Raw genomic sequence first — 19,834 nt, 5'->3', positions numbered from 1 at the left:
GTGCACTGGAAGTGTGAGCGTCGACTGCCCGCGGTGCACTCCGCCGAAGCTGCTGCGCGAGATGGTGCGCCGCCTCGGCTGCTCGGCGACACTCTCCGGGTCCGGCGAGGCAGCGGTGACGGGTATCAGCCAGGACTCTCGTCTCGTCCGGGCCGGCGACGTGTACGCGGCGCTGCCGGGGCGGCACCGGCACGGGATCGAGTTCGCGGTCGAGGCCGCGGCGCGCGGTGCTGTCGCGATGCTCAGCGACCGCGGGTCGGACATCCTGCCGACGATCGTGGTGGACGATCCGCGTCGTGCTCTCGGTCCGTTGGCAGCGTGGGTGTACGGCAATCCGTCCGAGGCACTCGACGTCTACGGTGTGACGGGGACGAACGGGAAGACCAGCACCGCGTACCTGCTGGACGCGGGACTGCGTGCGGCAGGTGTCGGCACCGGCATGATGACGGGGATCGCCGTCCGGGGACCGAACGGGTCACGCACCGCGACCCGGACCACGCCCGAGGCATGCGAGCTCCAGCAGACCCTCGCCGCGTTCGCCGAGCACCGGATCGGGGCCGTCGCGATGGAGGTGTCGAGCCACGGCCTCGCCCTGCACCGAATCGACGGAACGTCGTTCCGGGTGGGGGTGTTCACCAACCTCGCCCGCGACCATCTGGACTTCCACCCCGACATGGACGCGTACTTCGCGGCGAAGGCGCGATTGTTCGAACCGGGGCGCTGCGCCGCGGCAGCCGTCGGCGTCGACGACGAGTTCGGACGCCGCCTCGCCGCCACCGTCACCGTGCCCCGCGTGACGTTCTCGTCGAGGACGACCGCGGCCGACTTCTCCGCGTCCGCCGTGCACGCGGACGAGGGCGGTACGTCGTTCACCCTCCACGGCGCCGGGGCGCCGAAACCGGTGCGGCTCCGGCTGCTCGGAGTGCACCAGGTGGACAACGCACTCGCGGCGATCGCCGCCCTCGCGGTTCGCGGGGTGGACCTCGACTCCGCGGTCGCCGGGATCGAGAACCTCGACACCGTGCCCGGACGCCTGGAGGCGGTGGACGCGGGCCAGGCATTCCTCGCGTTCGTCGACTACATGCACAACACGGCCGGTCAGCGACGTCTGTTTCCGTACCTCCGCTCGCTGACGCGAGGCCGGGTCATCGCCGTCGTCGGGGCGACCGGTGAGCGCGACCTCGGCAAGCGGGTGCCGCTCGGCGCGACCGCGGCCCGTTTCGCCGACACGGTCATCGTCACCGACGAGAGTCCGTACTCCGACGACGCGCAGCGCCTGCGTGAGGACGTGGCGCGAGGTGCACGCAGTGGTGGCGACGCCGAAGTGCTCGTCGTCCCCGACCGCGCCGAGGCGATCGTCGCCGCCGTCACCCTCGCCTCGCCGGGCGACGTCGTGGTGGTCGCAGGCCGTGGGCACGACCGGGTTCAGGCATACGGGCCGCGCCGACGTGTGTTCGACGACCGGATCGCACTCCACGAGGCACTCCAGCGGCTCGCCGCCGGCTAGACCAGTGGCATCTCGTGCCGGGCGAGTTCGGCGAGAATCCGCGCGACGAGATCGTCGAGATCGGCGCCGGTGGTGTCGAATGCGAGATCCGGGTTCTCGGGGGCCTCGTACGGGGCGTCGATCCCGGTGAGGCCGCGGAGTTCGCCTGCGCGCGCCCGGGCGTAGAGCCCCTTGGGGTCACGCCGTTCGCACTCGTCGACCGGCGTGCTCACGTGGATCTCGAGAAACGGCAGTCCCGCGGCCTCGTTGAGCGCCCGTGCGATCGCACGGTCCGAGCGCAGCGGCGACACCATCGACGCGATGGCGACCACCCCGGCGTCCGCGAACAACCGGGTGAGGTGACCGACGCGGCGGATGTTCTCGGCCCGGTCGCCGGGCGAGAACCCGAGGTCGTCCGAGATGCCGTGCCGTACGTTGTCGCCGTCCAGCAGGTACGCGGTTCGTCCGGCGTCGACGAGGGTCCGCTCGAGTGCGACCGCCACCGTCGACTTCCCGGACGCCGGCAGCCCGGTGAGCCAGATGGTGGCGCCCCGCTGCCCGGTCGCGGACCAGCGCCGATCCCGTTCCAGTGATGACGGGTGCCACTTGATGTCGTGCCGGGTCTGTTCGCCGGGCACGACTTCCCGGGCTTCGCCGACGGTTCCGGCGCCGACGGTGTCGTTGCTCTGCTCGTCGATGAGGATGAACGCGCCGGCGTCGCGATTGGTGGCGTAGGGGTCGGGGAGCACCACCGTGCTCGTCCGGAGCGTGATCCGGCCGATGTCGTTGAGGGCGAGTTCGCTGGGGGAGTCGTGCTCTTCGAGGGTTTCCGGATCGAGCCGGGTGTGCAATTCCTGAACGGTGGCGCGCACGGTGCGGGAGGTGTGCTTGAGCGCCACCCGGTCGCCTGCCCGCAGCGGTGTCTCGCTCAGCCAGCACACGGTCGCGTCGATCTCGCGGGCCGGGACGGGTGCGGTCGCGTCGGCGGCGGCGCTCACGACGAGATCGCCGCGGGCCACGTCGAGGTCGTCCGCGAGTTCGAACGACACCGACAGCGGGGCGACCGCGACGGACCGGTTCGGATCGAGGGTGTCGAGGATGGTGACCGTGCTGCGGGAACCCGCAGGCAGGACCACCACCTCGTCGCCGACGGACAGGGTGCCCGCGGACAGCCGGCCGGTGTAGCGGCGTCGCCGATCGTCCGTGGGACGCGCCACCCACTGGATCGGCAGTCGCAGCTCGGACGGGACCGCGGACGGTGCGGCGAGTTCGACCTCTTCGAGATACTCGAGGATCGTGGGCCCGTCGTACCAGGGTGTCGAATCCGACCGTGTGACGACGTTGTCGCCGCGGGTGGCGGACACCGGGATCACCGTGAGGTCGCGGCCGCCGAGCCGCTGCGCGAGCAGGCCCAGTTCGGATTCGACTTCCTTGAAACGGGTCTCGTCGAAGTCGACGAGGTCGATCTTGTTGACCACCGCGACCAGGTGCGGCACGCCGAGCAGGTCGGCGATCCGGGCGTGGCGTCGGGTCTGCCGGAGCACCCCGGTGCGGGCGTCCACGAGCAGCACGGCGACGTGGGCGTTCGACGCACCGGTGAACATGTTGCGGGTATACCGTTCGTGCCCCGGCGTGTCCGCGAGCACGAAACTGCGGGTCGGCGTGGAGAAGAACCGGTACGCGACATCGATGGTGATGCCCTGTTCGCGTTCGGCGCGCAGCCCGTCGGACAGGGCGGCGAGGTCGGCCTCGCCGTCGGCGTTCGTCACCGCCTCGAGGTGGTCGGTGGGCAGGCTGCCCGTGTCGTGGAGGAGCCGTCCGATCAGGGTGCTCTTGCCGTCGTCGACGCTGCCCGCGGTGGCGAGCCGCAGCAGCTGACGGGGCCGGCCGGTGGTGGTCATCAGAAGTACCCCTCGCGCTTGCGGTCTTCCATCGCGGCAACGGAAGTTCTGTCGTCGGCCCGGGTCTCGCCGCGTTCGGAGACCGTGGCCGCGGCGATCTCCTCGATCACGCCGGCGACGTCGCCGGCGTCCGAGCGCACGGCGCCGGTGATCGTCAGGTCCCCGACCGTGCGGTACCGCACCCGGAGCCGTTGCACCAGTTCGTCTTCGGTGGGCAGCGTGTACTCGGACAACCCCAGCAGGATGCCGTCGCGCTCGAACACCTGCCGCTCGTGGGCGAAGTAGATCGACGGCAGCGCGAGGTTCTCCAGTTCGATGTAGCGCCAGATGTCGAGTTCGGTCCAATTGCTCAGCGGGAACACACGGACCTGCTCACCTCGGCGAATCCGCCCGTTGTACAGCGACCACGGCTCGGGCCGCTGCGAACGCGGATCCCACTGCCCGAACTCGTCGCGGAAGCTGAGCACCCGCTCCTTCGCGCGGGCGCGTTCCTCGTCGCGGCGCGCGCCGCCGAACGCGGCGTCGAAACGGTGCGCCTCCAGGGCGTCGAGCAGGGTGCGGGTCTGCAGCCGGTTCCGGGACGTGCCGGGCCCGCCCGATTCTGTGACGCGACCCCTGTCGATCGACTCCTGCACCGACGCGACGATCAGCCGGTGACCGTCCTCGGCGAGCCGGCGATCGCGGAACTCGATCACCTCGGGGAAGTTGTGCCCGGTGTCGACGTGCAGGACGGGAAACGGCAACGGGGACGGCCGGAACGCCTTCTCCGCCAGCCGCAGCAACACGATCGAGTCCTTGCCGGCCGAGAACAGCAGAACCGGCCGCTCGAGTTCGGCGACCACCTCGCGGATGATGTGCACGGCCTCCGCCTCCAGCGCACGGAGTTCGTCCACCCGTGCGGCGCTGTCCAGCGGCGCCGCGGCGCCGATGGCGGTCACAGCGGAAGTCCGTTCGCGGCGGCGTCGGACCGATACCGCAGAACCCATTCCTTGGAGCGGCCGTCGCTCTGCCGCTTCAGCGGCGGCGGGGGCGCGAGATCGGTGTCGAGGCCGAGTTCGACGAGCACCTTCGCCACCGTCGCCTGCGGCGCCGCGACGAGATCGTCGAAACCGATGTCGATGTGGTCGAGTCCCTCGACCTCGAACCAGTTGCGCCACTGCTCATCTTGATCGCGCAGAATCCGGACGAGGTGGGCGATGCCGCCCGCGTGGTACTCGGCGCCGTCGTGCGGGGCGGGTGGGGTGGCGTCGTCGCGCCACACCTGAGTCTGCACCGCCCGCCACATCGACACCGCCTGCGCGACGACGTCACGCCGGTAGACATGGATGAAGGCGAGGTCGCGGCCCAGGATGTCGTCCAGGGCGGACCGCAGGTCGTCACCGGAGCGGTCCGGAAGTCCGGCGGCGCGGTCGAGGACGAGCGGCACCTGGTTCCACATCAGCTTTCCGCCCCACACCCCGTTGGGAGTGCGACCGAGGCTGAGCAGTTGATCGCGCCACTGCTCCGCGGTGCGGGTGTCGGCGGTCCCCGGTTCGAGCGGGGCGAGCAGCGAGAGCACCGCCTCGTCGGTGACACCCTCGAACCACTGCCGCGGCTGCGGTGATCGACTGGTGGACGGCAGGTATTGGAAGAACTCCTCGGGGTTGCCGGCGACGGTCGTGGCGCGAAGAGATTCGACGAGCAGAGTGCTGCCGCTGCGCTGTGATGCGCAGACGAGATATGAGCGTGGCTCCGACATGCCGGAAACTATAAACGCGAAATTCGGTGCCGAAATCTGGAGGAAATCGAATTAGCGTGATTGAAACACTTGGCATTTTCTGCTGCGTGTGAGTCTGCGATATCAGCGCTGTGGCGTTGTGTATTTGAGCAGGTCGGAGCAGTGTTCTGACGTAGAAATTCGGTTCGCGCCGTGCCCCGGGAATGGGCCCGCGAATGGTGAATATGAATCAGGCTGATCGAAAGAGTGAAACGGACGCTTACGGTATTCAGCCTTTTCGGCAGATGAGTACCGGACACCGGGCGTGGTGGATGAGACTCTGGCTCGTCGAGCCCACGATCGACGCGGTGAACGGATTTCGCCCGTGGCTGCCGACGGCGATCAACTGCGCACCGAACGAGTATTCGAGGAGCACTTTCATCGGCCCACCACGCTCGAGGCAGCGCGTGACTTCGACATCGGGGTACTTCTCGCGCCACCCGGCGAGGCTCTCGGCGAGCCACGCCTCCTCGTGCTGGACCAGATCGGACCAGTCGGTGAAGCGACGTTCCTCCGAGTACCACGCACCGAGGGTGGAGTGCTCGGCCCATGTGTGCACCGCGACGAGGGGAGCGCCGAAGAATGCCGCGAACTCGAACGCGTGGGCCACCGCCATGTCGCTCAGTTCGCTGCCGTCCACACCCACCACGACGGGGCGGGTTTCGCTGACCTCGTGGCCCTGGATGCCGCGCCAGACGACCACCGGACATTCGGCTCGGTTCGACACCCGCACGACATCGGAACCGGCGACCACCGATTTCATCTCACTCGTGGCCGCGGGCCCGAGAACCAGCATCCGGGCCGTCTTGGACAGTTCCACCAGCGCGTGGGCGGGCGGACCGGGGTGGGTGCTGCGCTCGACTTCCAGGTCTTGCTGCCCGTCCAGGACGATGCGCTCGGCGGCGTCGAGGAACTCATCGCCTTCGGGGTGACCGTCCGCGGAATTCGGATGCTTGGGTAACACGTGGACGAGGCGCAGCGGCTCCTCGAAGCGCCTCGCGGCGGATGCAGCCCACGCCGCCGCCTCCAGCGCGCCGTCCGATCCGTCGATGCCTGCCACGATGCCGCGTCGAATCCGTGCTGTGCTCATGGGGGTGCTCCTCACCTCCATTCCAGTTTGGTCCAGGACGGCGGCGACGCGCCAGAGGTAAATCGGTCGGCAGCCGATCCCGGCGCGATCTCGATGCGATCGACGCGGTCCGCGAGGATACTCGAGTGAACGGCGAGCGACGACAGCCAGGACGACAGCCAGAAGGAGAGCGACAGCCCACCATGAAGACGCGGACGAGCGGCTCGGGAGAGGGAGGCGAAGGTGACACTCCCTCGCAGTTGATAGATGCGCGAATCGAGGAGCTGGGTGATTGGCGGGGCGAGACGCTCGCCCGGATCCGTGCCCTCGTCACGCAGGCCGACCCCGACGTCGTCGAGGAGTGGAAGTGGCGAGGGGTGCCGGTATGGTCGCACGCCGGAATGATCTGCACCGGTGAGACGTACAAGAATGCGGTGAAGGTGACGTTCGCCCAGGGCGCTTCGCTGAACGACCCGTCAGGCCTCTTCAACTCCAGCCTCGAAGGCAACACTCGGCGTGCCATCGATTTCCACGAGGGCGACACGATCGACGCCGAGGCGTTCCAGGCGCTCGTCCACGCCGCCGTGGCGCTGAACATCTCCTAGCGTACGGGCCAAGGGTTTTCGGCCGCTGCGACCCGTTTCACCTGGGGTTTCCCTGCGTTTCGGTGGCGCGGTGAACCGGAGGCACGGGTGAACCGTGTGTACTGCTGAGAGGTGGTGACCGATGCCGGATGCCCAGACCGAGCTGATGCACGCCCTGTACGAGGAGCATGCCCCCGCGGTGTGGCGGTATGCCCTGCGGCTGACCGGCGACCGCGCCCGCGCCGACGACATCGTGCAGGAGGTCCTGCTGCGAGCCTGGAAGCATCCGAACGTGCTCGACCAGTCGGAGTCGTCGGCCCGGGCGTGGTTGTTCACGGTCGCCCGGAACCTCGTGTTCGACGAGCACCGCAGCGCCCGCTCCCAGCGTGAGATCGGGATGAGCTCGACACCCGAACGCGCCGCCCCGGACAGCTCGGACGGCGCACTCGACGCCTGGATGATGGGTGATGCGCTGGCCCGGCTCAGCCCCGACCATCGTGCGGTTCTCGTGCTCGGCTACTACCGGGGAATGTCGACCCACCAGATGGCCGACGAACTCGGAATACCGGAGGGAACGGTGAAATCCCGCATGCACTACGGATTGCGGGCCCTTCGATTGGCTCTGCAGGAAATGGGGGTGACCCGATGACGTTCGACGACTTCGAGTCGCACGAGGATCCCTACGTCCGCTGGGACGCCGCATATGTGCTCGGTGCGATGTCCCCGAGCGATCGGCGCGAATACGAGGCGCACCTCGCCCACTGCGCACAGTGCTCGCAGGCCCTGTCCGAACTGGCGGGCATGCCCGGGTTGCTGGCCCTGATCACACCGGAAGAGGCGTTCGGCACGCTGCCTGGGAACGCCGCGCCCGCGGATGCGGAGACCCCCGCACCACGTGTGCTGACCCAACTGGTGGGGACGGTACAGCGGCGCCGACGGCACCGGCGAGCGGCGACGGCCCTCGCGGCGGCGGCCGCCGTGATCGCCGTCGCCGTCCCGGTGGGGGTGCTGGTGACGCAGGACCGGACCCCGGCCGCCCCGGTCACGGCCATGCCCGTCCCGGACCACACCACCGAGGCGGTGTTCACCCCCGTGGTTCCGACGACGATCACCGCGAGCGCATCCGTCGCGTCGACATCCTGGGGCACCGTCGTCTTCGTCGAGTGCTCCTACGAGGACACGTGGCCCGGCGACGGTCGCTACGGCGCCGACACCGAGGGCTACGCGCTGACCGTCACCGACCGCACTGGAATCGTCACCACACTGGCCACCTGGACCGGTGAGGCCGGCACGACGGTGCGGCCCACGGCCACCACCAGCCTGCCCGTCGACGCGATCGAGAGCATCGACGTGCGATCCGACGACGACCATGAGGTACTGCTGACCGCGGCGTTGTGAGCGAGCCGCCAGGGAGTCGGGTCGGTTTTCATACCTCCTGCACGCTCCACCGTCGTGTTTCGTTCGTCACGAACGTTTCCGGAAAAATGTTCTGCCACCGGTGAACCCGACCGGTACGTCGTTCGTGTGTATATCCAGTGGGTGACCGCAGGTCGCCCCACCCGATCCACGACACGGGGGTCTGCCGATGAATCTCACGGATCACGAGCCACGGACAACCGGTCGGAACATGCGCGTCGCCGACTACATCGTCGCGGCGCTGGCCGCAGAGGGGGTCGAACACGTCTTCGGTGTGGGAGGCGCGAACATCGAGGACCTGTACGACGCGCTGCACCGCTCCCACGACGTCGAGGGCGTCGTCGCCAAACACGAGTTCTCGGCGACGACGATGGCCGACGGGTACGCCCGGACGTCGAACCGGATCGGTGTTGTCGCGGCGACGTCGGGCGGGGGTGCGCTCAATGTGATCGCCGGTCTCGGTGAAGCATTCACGTCGCGTGTGCCGCTTCTGGCGTTGGTCGGGCAACCACCGACGACGCTCGAAGGGATGGGCGCATTCCAGGACACGAGTGGACTGGCGGGGTCGATCGATGCGACCCGGTTGTTCGGTGAGGTGTCCGTGTACTGCGCGCGCGTCGAGTCGCCGCTCGACCTCGAACGCCAACTCGCCGAGGCGCTGGCCGCCGCGCGACGCGGCGGGCCCGCGGTTCTCCTGTTGCCGAAGGACATTCAGCAGTCGCTCGGTGAGTTCCCGGAACCACGTCGAGCGGTCCCGACCGCACCACGCACCACCGCGGCGGAGATCGCACGGCTCGCCGAGGCCCTCCGCGACGACTACGGCCGCGTCACCGTCATCGCCGGAGACGAGGTCGCGCGAGCCGGCGCGCGAGGGGAACTCGCGGAACTCGCGCACGTGCTCGGCGCCCGGGTGGCCGTCACGCCCGACGCGAGGGACGTGCTCGATCCCGCGGCGCCCGGTCGGCTCGGGGTCACCGGCGCGATGGGGAATCCGGATGTCGTCGACGCACTGCAGGATTCCGACGTCTGCCTGCTCGTCGGCACGCGACTGCCGGTGATGGCACGCGGAGGTCTGGACGGGGCGCTCGAGAAGACGCTGGTGTACAGCGTGGGCTCGGCGAAGCCGTATCTGCATGCCCATCACGTGCCGACGCGGGATCTGCGGGCGACGCTGCGCGGGCTCGTCACCGAAATCGGGTTTGCGGCCTTGCGGGCGCCCGTCGCGCAGAGCGAGCCGACCCCGATCGACGTGCCGTCGTCCGGCACGTCGGGCCTGGGCTACACGGACGCGGTGAAGGCGCTCGCCGCGGTGATGCCAGCGGGCGCCGACGTGTTCGCCGACGCGGGAAACACGGGTGCCGCTGTGGTGCATCATCTTCCGGTTCCGAGCGGAGGCCGGTTCGTGGTGGCGCTGGGAATGGGCGGGATGGGCTACACGTTCGGCGCCGCGATCGGTTCCGCCTTCTCACGGGGCCGCCGCACGTTCGTGATCGCAGGCGACGGTGCGTTCTACGCACACGGGCTCGAGATCCACACGGCCGTCGAGTACGACGTGCCGGTCACGTTCGTCGTGTTCAACAACAACGCCCACGCGATGTGCCTGACCCGCGAGCAGGTGTACTTCGAGGGCGCATACACGTACAGCCGGTTTCGTCCCGCCCACATCGCGGCGGGAGTCGGCGCACTGTTTCCCGGCTTGCCGTCCCACACGGTCGACACGCACGCCGGCCTGGCCGACTCGCTACGCGCCACGGCCGGCTCGGCGGGGCCCGCTGTCATCGAAGTCGCCTGCGACGCCGACGAGTTGCCGCCGTTCCTGCCGTTCCTGCCCGCACGACGCCCGACCGAGAGATCCGAATCCCGAGAAGGAGCACGCAGATGACCGCTCGAGAGATCGCCCCGCTGCCCGACCTTCCCGCCGACCTGCCCGGCCTCGTCCGCATCGAGACCTCCGACCGTCAGGCGACGACACCGATCATCATGGACATGCTGAGGTCGGTGTATCCGCACGACCAGGTGTTCGGAAAGTACTGCACTGTCAACGAATACATCGACTGCCCGCCGGACGAGGTGTTCCGTTACCTCTCCCACACCCGCAGCCTCGCGGAATGGACGTACAGCCTCCGCGGATTCACCCCGGCCGGAGAACCGGGGCTGTGGCTCGCGTACGACCGCCTGGGCGACACCACCGAGATCTACACGCGCACCGTGGCACACCCGGCCGCGATGACCGTCGACTATCACTGTGCCTGGGACCAGGGCAAACACCTGTGGATGGTGTATCTGATGCGGGTGGTGGACGCGCGCACGGTCCTGGACGTCGACGGATCCGTCGTGCTGTGGACCAACTGCCACCATCCGTTCTACGACGACAATCCCTACCCCGAGACCGCTCCCGCAGACCGGGTTCCGTGGGTGGGCGACTTCTGGGACATGTTCGCCGCCGGACACCGACTGGAGATGAGCAATCTCAAGGCGATCTGCGAATACCGGTGGGCGAACGACCTGCCCGTGACCCCGACCTGGATGAGTGAGTGAGACATGGACACCGTCAGCCTGATCGACATTGCCGGCTACCTACCCGAGAACCGGGTGGAAGCGGACTATTTCGCCCAGTTCGCCGCCTCCGACCGGCTCGCCGAGAACATCATGTTCCGGGCGCCGAAATTCCGCCACCACATCGCGAGCGACGAGAACGCCGTCGACATGGCGGAACGTGCAATCGCCCCGCTGGTCGAACGGAGCGGCGCCGAACTCGTCTCCAACGTGGACATTCTCATCACCCACACCCAGCTGCCCGACGTCCCGATCCTGGGCACCGGCGGAGAACTCGCGCGCCGGATGGGGATCACCCCGGAGTGGGTGGTGGACCTGCACAACGGCGGCTGCGCGTCGTTCGTGTACATGATCAAGCTGGCACGCCGGATCATGCAGACCGGGGACGCGTCGACCGCCCTGATCGTGTCGGTGCAGAACAGCGCCGGCCAGATCTTCACGCAATCGGACGTGCGCGCGCTGGCACAGTCGGCGGTGCCGGGTGACGGCGCGGGCGCATGCCTGCTGGTGAAGTCGGAGGCCGCACCGGTGCTGGGGCTGGAGTGCCGGACCTACCCCGAGTTCGCCGGAGACATGACGGCCGCCGTCGATCCGCCCCGCAAGTACTGGGAGGCGGGCACCGGCCAACTGCACATCGGGTTCACCGAATCGAGGATCGCGAAGGTCTTCGCCCGCGGAAACCGGCTCGTCCCCGAGGTGGCGCTCGCGGTGTGCAAGCAGATCGGCATCACCCCCGACGAGATCGACACCCTGGTCACCAACCAGCCCAACCGGCTGTTTCTCCGCAACTGGCGGGACGCACTCGAGCTTCCGGCGGAACGACACCCCGACACGTTCGACGAATGCGGGAACCTGTTCGGCGCCGCGATCCCCGTCACCCTCGACATCGAGAACCGGGCAGGCCGAATCCCCAACGGCTCGCTGGTGATGATGTCCGCGTTCGCGCACGCCGGCGACTTCGCCGGGGCCGGGGCCATTCGGTGGGGCGCAGCCCCGGCGGGGGTGTGAAATGACGACACAGACCATCGCGGGACCCGGTGTGAGATTCGATCTCGCGCTGAGCGAGAACCCGTTCGCCCCGCTGCCCTCCGTGCTCGCCGCGCTCGACGGTGTGATGCGCCGGGCGCATCGGTATCCGGAGTTCCTGCCCGACCGGCTGATCCAGGTCATCGCGGATCACGAAGGGCTCGACACCGAACAGGTGGTGGTGGGCGCCGGCGCCACCGGCGTCGCCCTGCAGGTCATGCGCTCCGTCGCCGGGCCGGGGGAGCGGATCGTGTTCACCGCGCCGACGTTCGACGGGTACCCGATCATGGCGCGCATCGCGGCACTCGACGCGGTACCGGTACCGATTCTCCCGGACGGCGGGCAGGATCTGGCCGCGATGGCGGCCGCGATCGACGACCGCACCCGGCTCGTCGTCGTCTGCCGCCCGCACAACCCCACGGGAACGCTCGTCGACCCCGCCGAACTGGCGGACTTCCTCCGTCATGTTCCGGACCGGGTGGTCGTCGTCCTCGACGAGGCCTACGTGGAGTTCGTCGACCGCCGACAGGTCCTGGACGTGCATCGCATCATCGCCGAACACCCGAACGTCGTGTTCCTGCGAACGTTCTCCAAGGCGTACGGACTGGCCGGGTTGCGTATCGGATTCGGCTTCGCGGATGCGGCACTGGCGCGGACGATTCGAACGCTGCAACTGCCGTTCGGGATGGGCAGCGCCGCCGTTCCCGCGGTCACGGCGTCGTACGCCGCCGAGCACGAGCTCCGTTCCCGGGTGGCTGCCATCGTCGCCGAGCGCGAGGAACTGTGGCGTACGGTGAGGGCGGCGGGAATTCCGGTCCCGCGCAGTCACGCCAACTTCCTGTACCTCCCCGGAGGGGACGTCGGTGACGCACTGGCCCGTGCCGGCATCCACGCGCGCACCTACCCCAATGGTGACGCGCGGATAGCGGTCGGGAACCCGGATGCCGGGCGTGCGGTGATCGACGCGCTCAGGCCGACAGCGCCCGGTACCGCTGCAGCTCCGTGTGGGTCTGCGAGTATCGGTCGAGCATGACATCGAGCAGCCGGGGGTGCGGTCCGATGGTGGCCGCGTAGGTGATGCCGGGGCCGCAGGATTCCGCCGCACGGCTCACCCGATCGGTGAGCAGTCCCGGCGCCAGGAACCACGGCGCGATCACGATGCGCTCGGCACCGGCCTGCCGCAGCGTCGAGATCGCCTGCTGCACCGTCGGTTCCGCCGACGTCGCGAAACACGTCACCGCTCCCGACCATCGGGTGCCCGCGACGAGCGATCCGGCCAGCTCGCGAGTGCGGTCGTTCGCGGCCGGGTCGGACGAGCCGACCGCGGCGAGGACGATCCCGAGACCGGACTCACCGGCGGAACCGCCGGCCTCGCCGATGCGGTCACGGACGGCCTCGACCAGCCGCGCGTCGTGCCCGAGAACGTCGGCCTGCCGGACGTGCAGGTGCGGGTGACGGAGGCGGGCGGCGTCCAGGAGCGCCGGAAGATCGACGCGGGCGTGGAACGCGCTGCCCAGCAGCATCGGCACGACCACGGCGGCGGAATGCCCCTCGGCGGCGACCGCGTCGAGCACCTGGTCCACGGACGGCGCGTTGAGGTCGAGGAAGCACAGCCGGACGTCGAGGTCCGGTCGCTCCGCCCGGAGCGCCGACACGGCAGCCGCCACCACCCGCGCACTGCGGGGGTCGCGACTGCCGTGAGCGACAGCGATCAGCGGGGTCATCGCACTAGACGCGCTCGCCGAGCTCCACCGCTGCGATGGCATCTCCGACGAGGCCGGCCGCGAGCGTGTTGCCGCCGGCCGGGTCGATCAGCAGGAAGCTGCCGGTGTGGCGGTTCACGGTGTAGTCGTCCGCCACGATCGGCTCGGCGACGCGCACCGAGATCTTGCCGATCTCGTTGAGTTCCAACGACTCCGGGCTGGGCTCCGAGGTGAGCTCCTGCTCGTTGAAACGCTCGACGAGTGTGCCGACGATGGCCTGCGTGGTGCGGGTGCCGTGCTTGAGCAGCAGGCGGGCACCGGGACGCAGTGGCTTCTCGGCCAGCCAGCACACCGTCGCGTCGAACTCGCCGAGCGGCTCCGGGGCGTCGGCGGGGGAGGCGATGACGTCGCCGCGGGAGACGTCGACGTCGTCGGCCAGCACGAGAGTGACGCTGCGGCCGGCGTGGGCGCTGTCGAGTTCGCCGTCCGCGGTGTCGATGCGGGTGACCGTGGTCCGGACACCGGACGGCAGGATCACGACCTCGTCGCCCGGAGTCACCTCACCCGCGGCGACCTGCCCGGCGTACCCGCGGTAGTCCGGGAACTCCGGGGTGCGCGGACGGATCACGTACTGGACGGGGAAACGGAGACCGACCCGGTGGGGTTCGGCGTCGACGGGCACCGACTCGAGATGCTCGATGAGCGTGGGGCCGTCGTAGTACGGGGTGTTCTCCGAACGCACCGCGACGTTGTCGCCGTGCAGGGCCGACACCGGGATCTCGACGACGTCCTCGGACGCCCAGCCGAGCGAACTGGTCAGCGAGTTGAACTCCGCCGAAATGTTCGCGAACACGGTGGCCGGATCCTCGACGAGGTCGATCTTGTTGACGGCCAGCACCAGCTTGGGGACGCCGAGCAGCGCGAGAACGGCGGCGTGCTTGCGCGTCTGGGAGATGACACCCTTGCGGGCGTCGACCAGCAGGATGACCATCTGCGCGGTGGATGCACCCGACACCGTGTTCCGGGTGTACTGCACGTGCCCGGGAGTGTCGGCGAGGACGAACGAGCGGCGGGGGGTCGCGAAATACCGGTATGCCACGTCGATCGTGATGCCCTGTTCGCGCTCCGCACGCAGACCGTCGACCAGCAGGGACAGGTCGGGGGTGGACAGCCCCTTGTCGACCGACGCCCGGGTGACGGCGTCGATCTGATCGGCGAGAACCGATTTCGTGTCGTACAGCAGACGGCCGACGAGGGTCGACTTGCCGTCGTCCACACTGCCGGCGGTGGCAAGCCTCAGAAGGTCGCTCATGATCAGAAATAGCCCTCTCGCTTGCGGTCTTCCATGGCCGCTTCGGAAACTCGGTCGTCGCCACGGGTTGCGCCGCGCTCGGTCAGCCGGGACGCTGCGACCTCGGCGAGGATCGCCTCGTTGTCGCCGGCGTCGGAAAGAACTGCGCCCGTGGTGGATCCGTCGCCGACGGTGCGGTACCGCACCGACAGCGTCTGCAGGTCCTCACCCTCGGACGGTCCGCCCCACACACCGGGAGTCATCCACATGCCGTCGCGCTGGTACACCTCGCGCTGGTGCGCGTAGTAGATGCTGGCCAGTTCGACGTTGTCACGGGCGATGTACCGCCAGATGTCGAGTTCGGTGAAGTTGCTGAGCGGGAAGACGCGGACCTGCTCACCGGGGGAGTGCTTGCCGTTGTACAGGTTCCACAGTTCGGGGCGCTGCTTCTTCGGGTCCCACTGGCCGAATGCGTTGCGCAGCGAGAAGATGCGCTCCTTGGCGCGGGCGCGCTCCTCGTCGCGTCGGGCGCCACCGAAGACCGCGTCGAAACGGTTCTCGGCGATGGCGTCGAGCAGCGGAACGGTCTGGAGGGGGTTGCGGATCCCGTCGGGGCGTTCGGTGAGCCGGCCGTCGGCCAGGTAGTCCTCGACCTTCGCCACGTGCAGACGCAGGTTGTACTTGGACACGACGTGATCGCGGAAGTCGAGGACCTCCTGCAGGTTGTGTCCGGTGTCGACGTGCAGCAGCGCGAACGGCAGCGGCGCAGGCCAGAACGCCTTGATCGCCAGGTGCAGCAGCACCGTGGAGTCCTTGCCGCCGGAGAACAGGATCACCGGGCGTTCGAACTCGCCCGCGACCTCACGGAAGATGTGGATGGCTTCCGACTCGAGGGCGTCGAGCGTGTCGAACTGCGACCCGTCCAACTGCGGCCGGACTGCGGATTCGGCGAGGGAATGGGAAATGTCGATGGTCATGAGGCGTGCAACCCGCATTCTGTCTTGGCCTGACCGGCCCAGCGGCCGCTGCGCGGATCGCTGCCGGGGGCTGGCTTGCTGGTGCACGGAGCGCACCCGATGGACGGATATCCCTCGTCGACGAGCGGATTCACCAGAATCGAGTGCTCGTCGATGTAGGACTGCATGTCTTCGTCGGACCACGCGGCGATCGGGTTGATCTTCACCAGACCGAACGCGTCGTCGAACGAGATCAGGGGGGCGTTGGCGCGGGTGGGCGCCTCGACCCGCCGGATGCCGGTGACCCACGCCTTGTAGCCGGAGAGGGTCTTCTTCAGCGGGGCGACCTTCCGCAGTGCGCAGCACCGGTTGGGTTCGCGGGCGAACAGATCCTTGCCCTCCGCCGCATCCTGTTCGGCGACACTCGCCTCGGCCCGCGCGTTGATCACGTTGACGCCGTACACCTGCTCGACGGCGTCACGGGTGCCGATGGTTTCCGCGAAGTGGTATCCGGTGTCGAGGAACAGCACGTCCACACCGGGATGGACCTGGGCGGCGAGGTGGACCAGAACGCCGTCCTGCATGTTCGAGGCGACGATGTAGTCGCTTCCGAACGTGTCCTCGGTCCACTGCAGCAGTTCCTGCGCAGAGGCGCCCTCGAGACTTGCCGCCCCCTGCGCGGCAAGGAGCCGTAGGTCGTCCTGGGTGGCTGTGGCGAGATTCAACGCAAGTCTCCTTCGTCTGCGCGCACGACCCATTCCGCGAAGCGTTCACCCTCGTTGCGGTGCTTCACGAAGTGGCGGACGACGCGATCGATGTAGTCACCGAGTTCGGTGCTGGTGACCTTGTGCTGGCGAAGCTTCCGGCCGAAGGCCGAATCGAATCCGAGGCTGCCGCCGAGGTGAACCTGGAAGCCCTCCACCTGGTTGCCCTCGCCGTCGTCGACGAGCATCCCCTTGAATCCGATGTCGGCTACCTGCGAGCGGGCGCAGGAGTTCGGGCAGCCGTTGATGTTGATCGTGATCGGCACGTCGAGCTGCGCGTTGATGTCGGCGAGCCGCTGCTCGAGTTCGGGAACGAGCACCTGCGAGCGCTTCCGCGTCTCCGCGAACGAGAGCTTGCAGAACTCGATGCCCGAGCACGCCATCAGGTTCTTACGCCAGTGCGACGGACGCGCGGGCAGGCCCACCTCGTCCAGGTCGGCGATCAGCTGCTCGAGCTTGTCGTCGGCGACGTCGAGAATGATCAGCTTCTGGTACGGCGTGAAGCGGATCTTGTCGCTGCCTGCCCGCTCCGCGGCGTCCGCGACCTTGGCCAGGATTGTGCCGGACACGCGACCTGCGATGGGGGCGACGCCGACGGCGTTGAGACCGTTGCGGGTCTTCTGCACACCGACGTGGTCGATCGGCCGGGTGGGCTTCTCCGGCGCGGGGCCGTCGATGAGCTTGCGCTTCAGGTACTCGGTTTCGAGGACCTCGCGGAACCTCTCGATACCCCAGTCCTTGACCAGGAACTTCAGGCGGGCCTTGTTCCGCAGCCGGCGGTAGCCGTAGTCGCGGAAGATCGACACGACGGCCTCCCACACGTCGGGAACCTCGTCGAGCGGCACCCAGACGCCGACCCGCTGCGCCAGCATCGGGTTGGTGGACAGCCCGCCGCCGACCCACAGGTCGAGGCCGGGACCGTGCTCGGGGTGGTTGACCCCGACGAACGCGACGTCGTTGATTTCGTGCACCACGTCCTGCTGACCGGAGATCGCGGTCTTGAACTTGCGTGGCAGATTCGAGTACTCGGGCTTGCCGATGTAGCGGCGGACGATCTCATCGATCGCGGGAGTGGGGTCGAGGACCTCGGTCAACGACTCACCGGCCAGCGGTGAACCCAGGACGACGCGGGGGCAGTCACCGCACGCCTCGGTGGTCTTGAGGCCGACGCCTTCGAGGCGCTTCCAGATCTCCGGGACATTCTCGACCTCGATCCAGTGGTACTGGACGTTCTCGCGGTCCGAGAGGTCGGCGGTGTCGCGCGCGAACTCGGTGGAGATACCGGCGATGGTGCGCAGCTGCTCGACGTTCAGGGCGCCGGCGTCGCAGCGGACCCGCATCATGAAGTACTTGGCTTCGAGCAGGTCGATGTTCTCGTCACCGGTGAAGGTGCCGTCGTACCCCTGCTCGCGCTGGGTGTAGAGACCCCACCAGCGCATACGGCCACGCAGGTCACCCTTGTCGATGCTGTCGAAGCCCTGCTTCGAGTAGATGTTCTCGATACGGGCCCGGACGTTGAGCGGGTTGTCGTCCTTCTTGGCCTGCTCGTTGGCATTGAGGGGCTCGCGGTAGCCGAGGGCCCACTGGCCTTCGGCGCGTCGCCGAGCCGGCTTCGCCGTGCGCGTACGCGCGGGTGCTGCGTCAACGGCAGCGGGGGAGGCGTCGGTGGTCGACGTCATGGAGCACTCCTGAATCTCAAGATGCACCGGCTGAGGCCGAGGAGGAGGGCTGATCCTCGCTCGGGGCATTCGAATCCGGCCGGAAGTCGAGAAGAATGATGAACGGGCTGACAGGCTGAATTACTGCGCGATACAGGGCAGACAACAACAGCTGCAGACACGCTTGAGATCGACGTGACGACGCGCCACAAGTCGCACTCCGGGTCCGGTCATGCCGACCATTGTGCCACGTCAGATCGCTCACGCAGAGCCGGGCACCGATTTCCACCATTTTTGCGGGAAATATCACGAGGAGGGGCCCGCGACGGCCGGGTGGACACCGGAGGTGAGCCGACCATGGAGACTGTAAGGGTGAACGGAACGAGCACTACCACGGTCGGACGCGACGAGGCGGCGGCATTCGCGCTGCCCGGGAGTGCGTTGAAGGGTGTGGGGAGCCGCCCGTTCGGGATCTATGTGCACGTGCCTTTCTGTGCCACACGCTGCGGATACTGCGATTTCAACACGTACACGGCAGGCGAGCTGGGGACGTCCGCGTCGCCGCAGTCGTGGATGGAAGGTCTGCGCCGCGAACTCGACCTCGCCGCGCAGATGACGGGCGCCCCGGCCGTGGACACGGTGTTCGTCGGCGGCGGCACGCCGTCACTCCTCGGCGGCGACGGACTGTCGGACGTTCTCGGTGCGGTCCGCTCGAGCTTCGGCCTCGCGAAGGGCGCCGAAGTGACCACCGAGTCGAACCCGGAGTCCACGTCGCCGGAGTTCTTCGAGCGGTTGCGCGCCGGCGGATTCACGCGGATCTCGCTGGGCATGCAGTCGGCGGCGCAGCACGTGCTGAAGGTGCTCGACCGCACCCACACGCCGGGACGCGCCGTGGCGGCGGCGCAGGAGGCGCGGGCCGCCGGGTTCGAGCACGTCAATCTCGACCTCATCTACGGAACGCCGGGGGAGCGCGACGAGGACCTCGACCTCTCGCTGGACGCCGTGCTGTCCGCCGGGGTGGACCACGTATCCGCCTACGCCCTGATCGTCGAGGACGGCACGGCGCTGGCGAGGAAGGTGCGCCGCGGCGAACTGCCCGCGCCCGACGACGACGTCCTGGCGTCGCGGTACGAGCGCATCGACGCGCGGCTCGCGGAAGCGGGCCTGACCTGGTACGAGGTGTCGAACTGGGCATCGGCTGACGCCGCGACGGGGGAATCACGTTGCCGGCACAACCTGGGGTACTGGGACGGCGGGGACTGGTGGGGCGCCGGGCCGGGCGCGCACAGCCACGTCGGCGGAGTCCGCTGGTGGAACGTCAAGCATCCGGCGCGCTACGCGGACCAGCTGGCGGTGGGAAGTCTGCCCGTCGGTGGGAGCGAACAGCTGACGGCGGAGGACGTCCACGTCGAGCGGGTGATGCTGACCGCGCGGCTGCGGACGGGACTGCCGGTGGCGGAGCTGGATGCCGCGGAGCAGCGCGCGGCCGAGACCGTGGTGGCCGACGGACTGCTCGTGCGCGAGGGCGAGCACCTGGTGCTGACCGACCGCGGGCGGCTCCTCGCCGACGCCGTGGTCCGGACGGTGCTGCGCTGACGCTCAGCCCTCGACCGCCCAGCCCTCGACCGCCCAGCCCTCGACCGCTCAGCCCTCGACCGCTCAGCCCTC

General features: G+C 68.7%; 19 protein-coding genes. 9 read left to right on the top strand and 10 right to left on the bottom strand.

Translation table 11 applies throughout. From position 1 onward, the window contains the following. Positions 1-13 precede the first annotated feature (13 nt). The gene (locus ACLIVD_RS25210) at positions 14-1,507 is read left to right on the top strand and encodes a UDP-N-acetylmuramoyl-L-alanyl-D-glutamate--2,6-diaminopimelate ligase (RefSeq protein ID WP_283333636.1); all 1,494 of its coding nucleotides are present in this window, start codon (positions 14-16) and stop codon (positions 1,505-1,507) included. Here ACLIVD_RS25210 and cysC read toward each other — a convergent pair. The 4 genes from cysC to ACLIVD_RS25190 all read right to left on the bottom strand — a co-directional run bounded on the left by cysC (position 1,504) and on the right by ACLIVD_RS25190 (position 6,233). Beyond that, a complete protein-coding gene (gene cysC / locus ACLIVD_RS25205) occupies positions 1,504-3,387 on the bottom strand; it encodes an adenylyl-sulfate kinase (RefSeq protein WP_283333638.1) in 1,884 nt (627 codons plus the stop codon). The genes ACLIVD_RS25210 and cysC overlap by 4 nt on opposite strands. Continuing rightward, positions 3,387-4,325 carry a sulfate adenylyltransferase subunit CysD gene (gene cysD / locus ACLIVD_RS25200; protein ID WP_280782425.1) on the bottom strand — a complete coding sequence of 313 codons (939 nt, stop codon included), beginning with the start codon at positions 4,323-4,325 and terminating at the stop codon, positions 3,387-3,389. Before cysD (ACLIVD_RS25200) ends, cysC begins: the two co-directional genes overlap by 1 nt. Beyond that, positions 4,322-5,125, bottom strand: a complete 804-nt coding sequence (gene stf0 / locus ACLIVD_RS25195) for a trehalose 2-sulfotransferase (RefSeq protein WP_283333639.1) — start codon at positions 5,123-5,125, stop codon at positions 4,322-4,324. Before stf0 ends, cysD (ACLIVD_RS25200) begins: the two co-directional genes overlap by 4 nt. 247 nt (positions 5,126-5,372) lie before the next feature. Continuing rightward, complete coding sequence (locus ACLIVD_RS25190; RefSeq protein ID WP_280782427.1) at positions 5,373-6,233, bottom strand: universal stress protein; 861 nt, start codon at positions 6,231-6,233, stop codon at positions 5,373-5,375. Positions 6,234-6,415: 182 nt separating this feature from the next. Here ACLIVD_RS25190 and ACLIVD_RS25185 point away from each other — a divergent pair, with 182 nt between their 5' ends. The 7 genes from ACLIVD_RS25185 to ACLIVD_RS25155 all read left to right on the top strand — a co-directional run bounded on the left by ACLIVD_RS25185 (position 6,416) and on the right by ACLIVD_RS25155 (position 12,827). After that, positions 6,416-6,817 (top strand): DUF1801 domain-containing protein, encoded by a 402-nt coding sequence (locus tag ACLIVD_RS25185; RefSeq protein WP_280782428.1) that lies wholly within the window; start codon positions 6,416-6,418, stop codon positions 6,815-6,817. Positions 6,818-6,938: 121 nt separating this feature from the next. Next, a complete protein-coding gene (locus tag ACLIVD_RS25180; RefSeq protein WP_280782429.1) occupies positions 6,939-7,445 on the top strand; it encodes a sigma-70 family RNA polymerase sigma factor in 507 nt (168 codons plus the stop codon). Further along, positions 7,442-8,194, top strand: a complete 753-nt coding sequence (locus tag ACLIVD_RS25175) for an anti-sigma factor family protein (RefSeq protein WP_491930831.1) — start codon at positions 7,442-7,444, stop codon at positions 8,192-8,194. The genes ACLIVD_RS25180 and ACLIVD_RS25175 overlap by 4 nt, the downstream gene beginning before the upstream one ends. A 187-nt stretch (positions 8,195-8,381) precedes the next feature. Continuing rightward, on the top strand, positions 8,382-10,094 hold the full coding sequence (locus tag ACLIVD_RS25170) for a thiamine pyrophosphate-binding protein (protein WP_491930830.1): 1,713 nt from the start codon (positions 8,382-8,384) through the stop codon (positions 10,092-10,094). Continuing rightward, a complete protein-coding gene (locus tag ACLIVD_RS25165; RefSeq protein WP_280782432.1) occupies positions 10,091-10,750 on the top strand; it encodes an SRPBCC family protein in 660 nt (219 codons plus the stop codon). Before ACLIVD_RS25170 ends, ACLIVD_RS25165 begins: the two co-directional genes overlap by 4 nt. Before the next feature lie 3 nt (positions 10,751-10,753). Further along, positions 10,754-11,776, top strand: coding sequence for a 3-oxoacyl-ACP synthase III family protein (locus tag ACLIVD_RS25160; protein ID WP_491930829.1), 1,023 nt, complete (start codon positions 10,754-10,756; stop codon positions 11,774-11,776). A 1-nt stretch (position 11,777) separates the two neighbouring features. Further along, positions 11,778-12,827, top strand: coding sequence for an aminotransferase class I/II-fold pyridoxal phosphate-dependent enzyme (locus tag ACLIVD_RS25155; protein ID WP_491930828.1), 1,050 nt, complete (start codon positions 11,778-11,780; stop codon positions 12,825-12,827). Here ACLIVD_RS25155 and ACLIVD_RS25150 read toward each other — a convergent pair. The 6 genes from ACLIVD_RS25150 to ACLIVD_RS25125 all read right to left on the bottom strand — a co-directional run bounded on the left by ACLIVD_RS25150 (position 12,763) and on the right by ACLIVD_RS25125 (position 18,400). Then, the gene (locus tag ACLIVD_RS25150; RefSeq protein ID WP_491930827.1) at positions 12,763-13,518 is read right to left on the bottom strand and encodes a sirohydrochlorin chelatase; all 756 of its coding nucleotides are present in this window, start codon (positions 13,516-13,518) and stop codon (positions 12,763-12,765) included. The two genes, ACLIVD_RS25155 and ACLIVD_RS25150, sit on opposite strands and share 65 nt — an antisense overlap. A gap of 4 nt (positions 13,519-13,522) precedes the next feature. After that, positions 13,523-14,809 carry a sulfate adenylyltransferase subunit 1 gene (locus tag ACLIVD_RS25145; protein ID WP_280782436.1) on the bottom strand — a complete coding sequence of 429 codons (1,287 nt, stop codon included), beginning with the start codon at positions 14,807-14,809 and terminating at the stop codon, positions 13,523-13,525. 2 nt (positions 14,810-14,811) lie between these two features. After that, positions 14,812-15,765, bottom strand: a complete 954-nt coding sequence (cysD, locus tag ACLIVD_RS25140; RefSeq protein ID WP_280782437.1) for a sulfate adenylyltransferase subunit CysD — start codon at positions 15,763-15,765, stop codon at positions 14,812-14,814. Further along, on the bottom strand, positions 15,762-16,502 hold the full coding sequence (locus ACLIVD_RS25135; protein ID WP_283333647.1) for a phosphoadenylyl-sulfate reductase: 741 nt from the start codon (positions 16,500-16,502) through the stop codon (positions 15,762-15,764). The genes cysD (ACLIVD_RS25140) and ACLIVD_RS25135 overlap by 4 nt, the downstream gene beginning before the upstream one ends. Continuing rightward, entirely contained in the window at positions 16,466-18,187 is a 1,722-nt protein-coding gene (locus ACLIVD_RS25130; RefSeq protein ID WP_009473957.1) for a nitrite/sulfite reductase, read from the bottom strand. Before ACLIVD_RS25130 ends, ACLIVD_RS25135 begins: the two co-directional genes overlap by 37 nt. Before the next feature lie 120 nt (positions 18,188-18,307). Next, positions 18,308-18,400: an Ms4527A family Cys-rich leader peptide gene (locus ACLIVD_RS25125; RefSeq protein ID WP_368681498.1), complete on the bottom strand. Its 93-nt coding sequence runs from the start codon at positions 18,398-18,400 to the stop codon at positions 18,308-18,310. Positions 18,401-18,538: 138 nt separating this feature from the next. Here ACLIVD_RS25125 and hemW point away from each other — a divergent pair, with 138 nt between their 5' ends. Next, positions 18,539-19,762 carry a radical SAM family heme chaperone HemW gene (gene hemW, locus ACLIVD_RS25120; RefSeq protein ID WP_491930826.1) on the top strand — a complete coding sequence of 408 codons (1,224 nt, stop codon included), beginning with the start codon at positions 18,539-18,541 and terminating at the stop codon, positions 19,760-19,762. Positions 19,763-19,834: the final 72 nt, after the last annotated feature.

This window comes from Rhodococcus sp. G6(2025), assembly GCF_058628105.1.
This window is presented reverse-complemented; position numbering and strand designations above follow the sequence as displayed.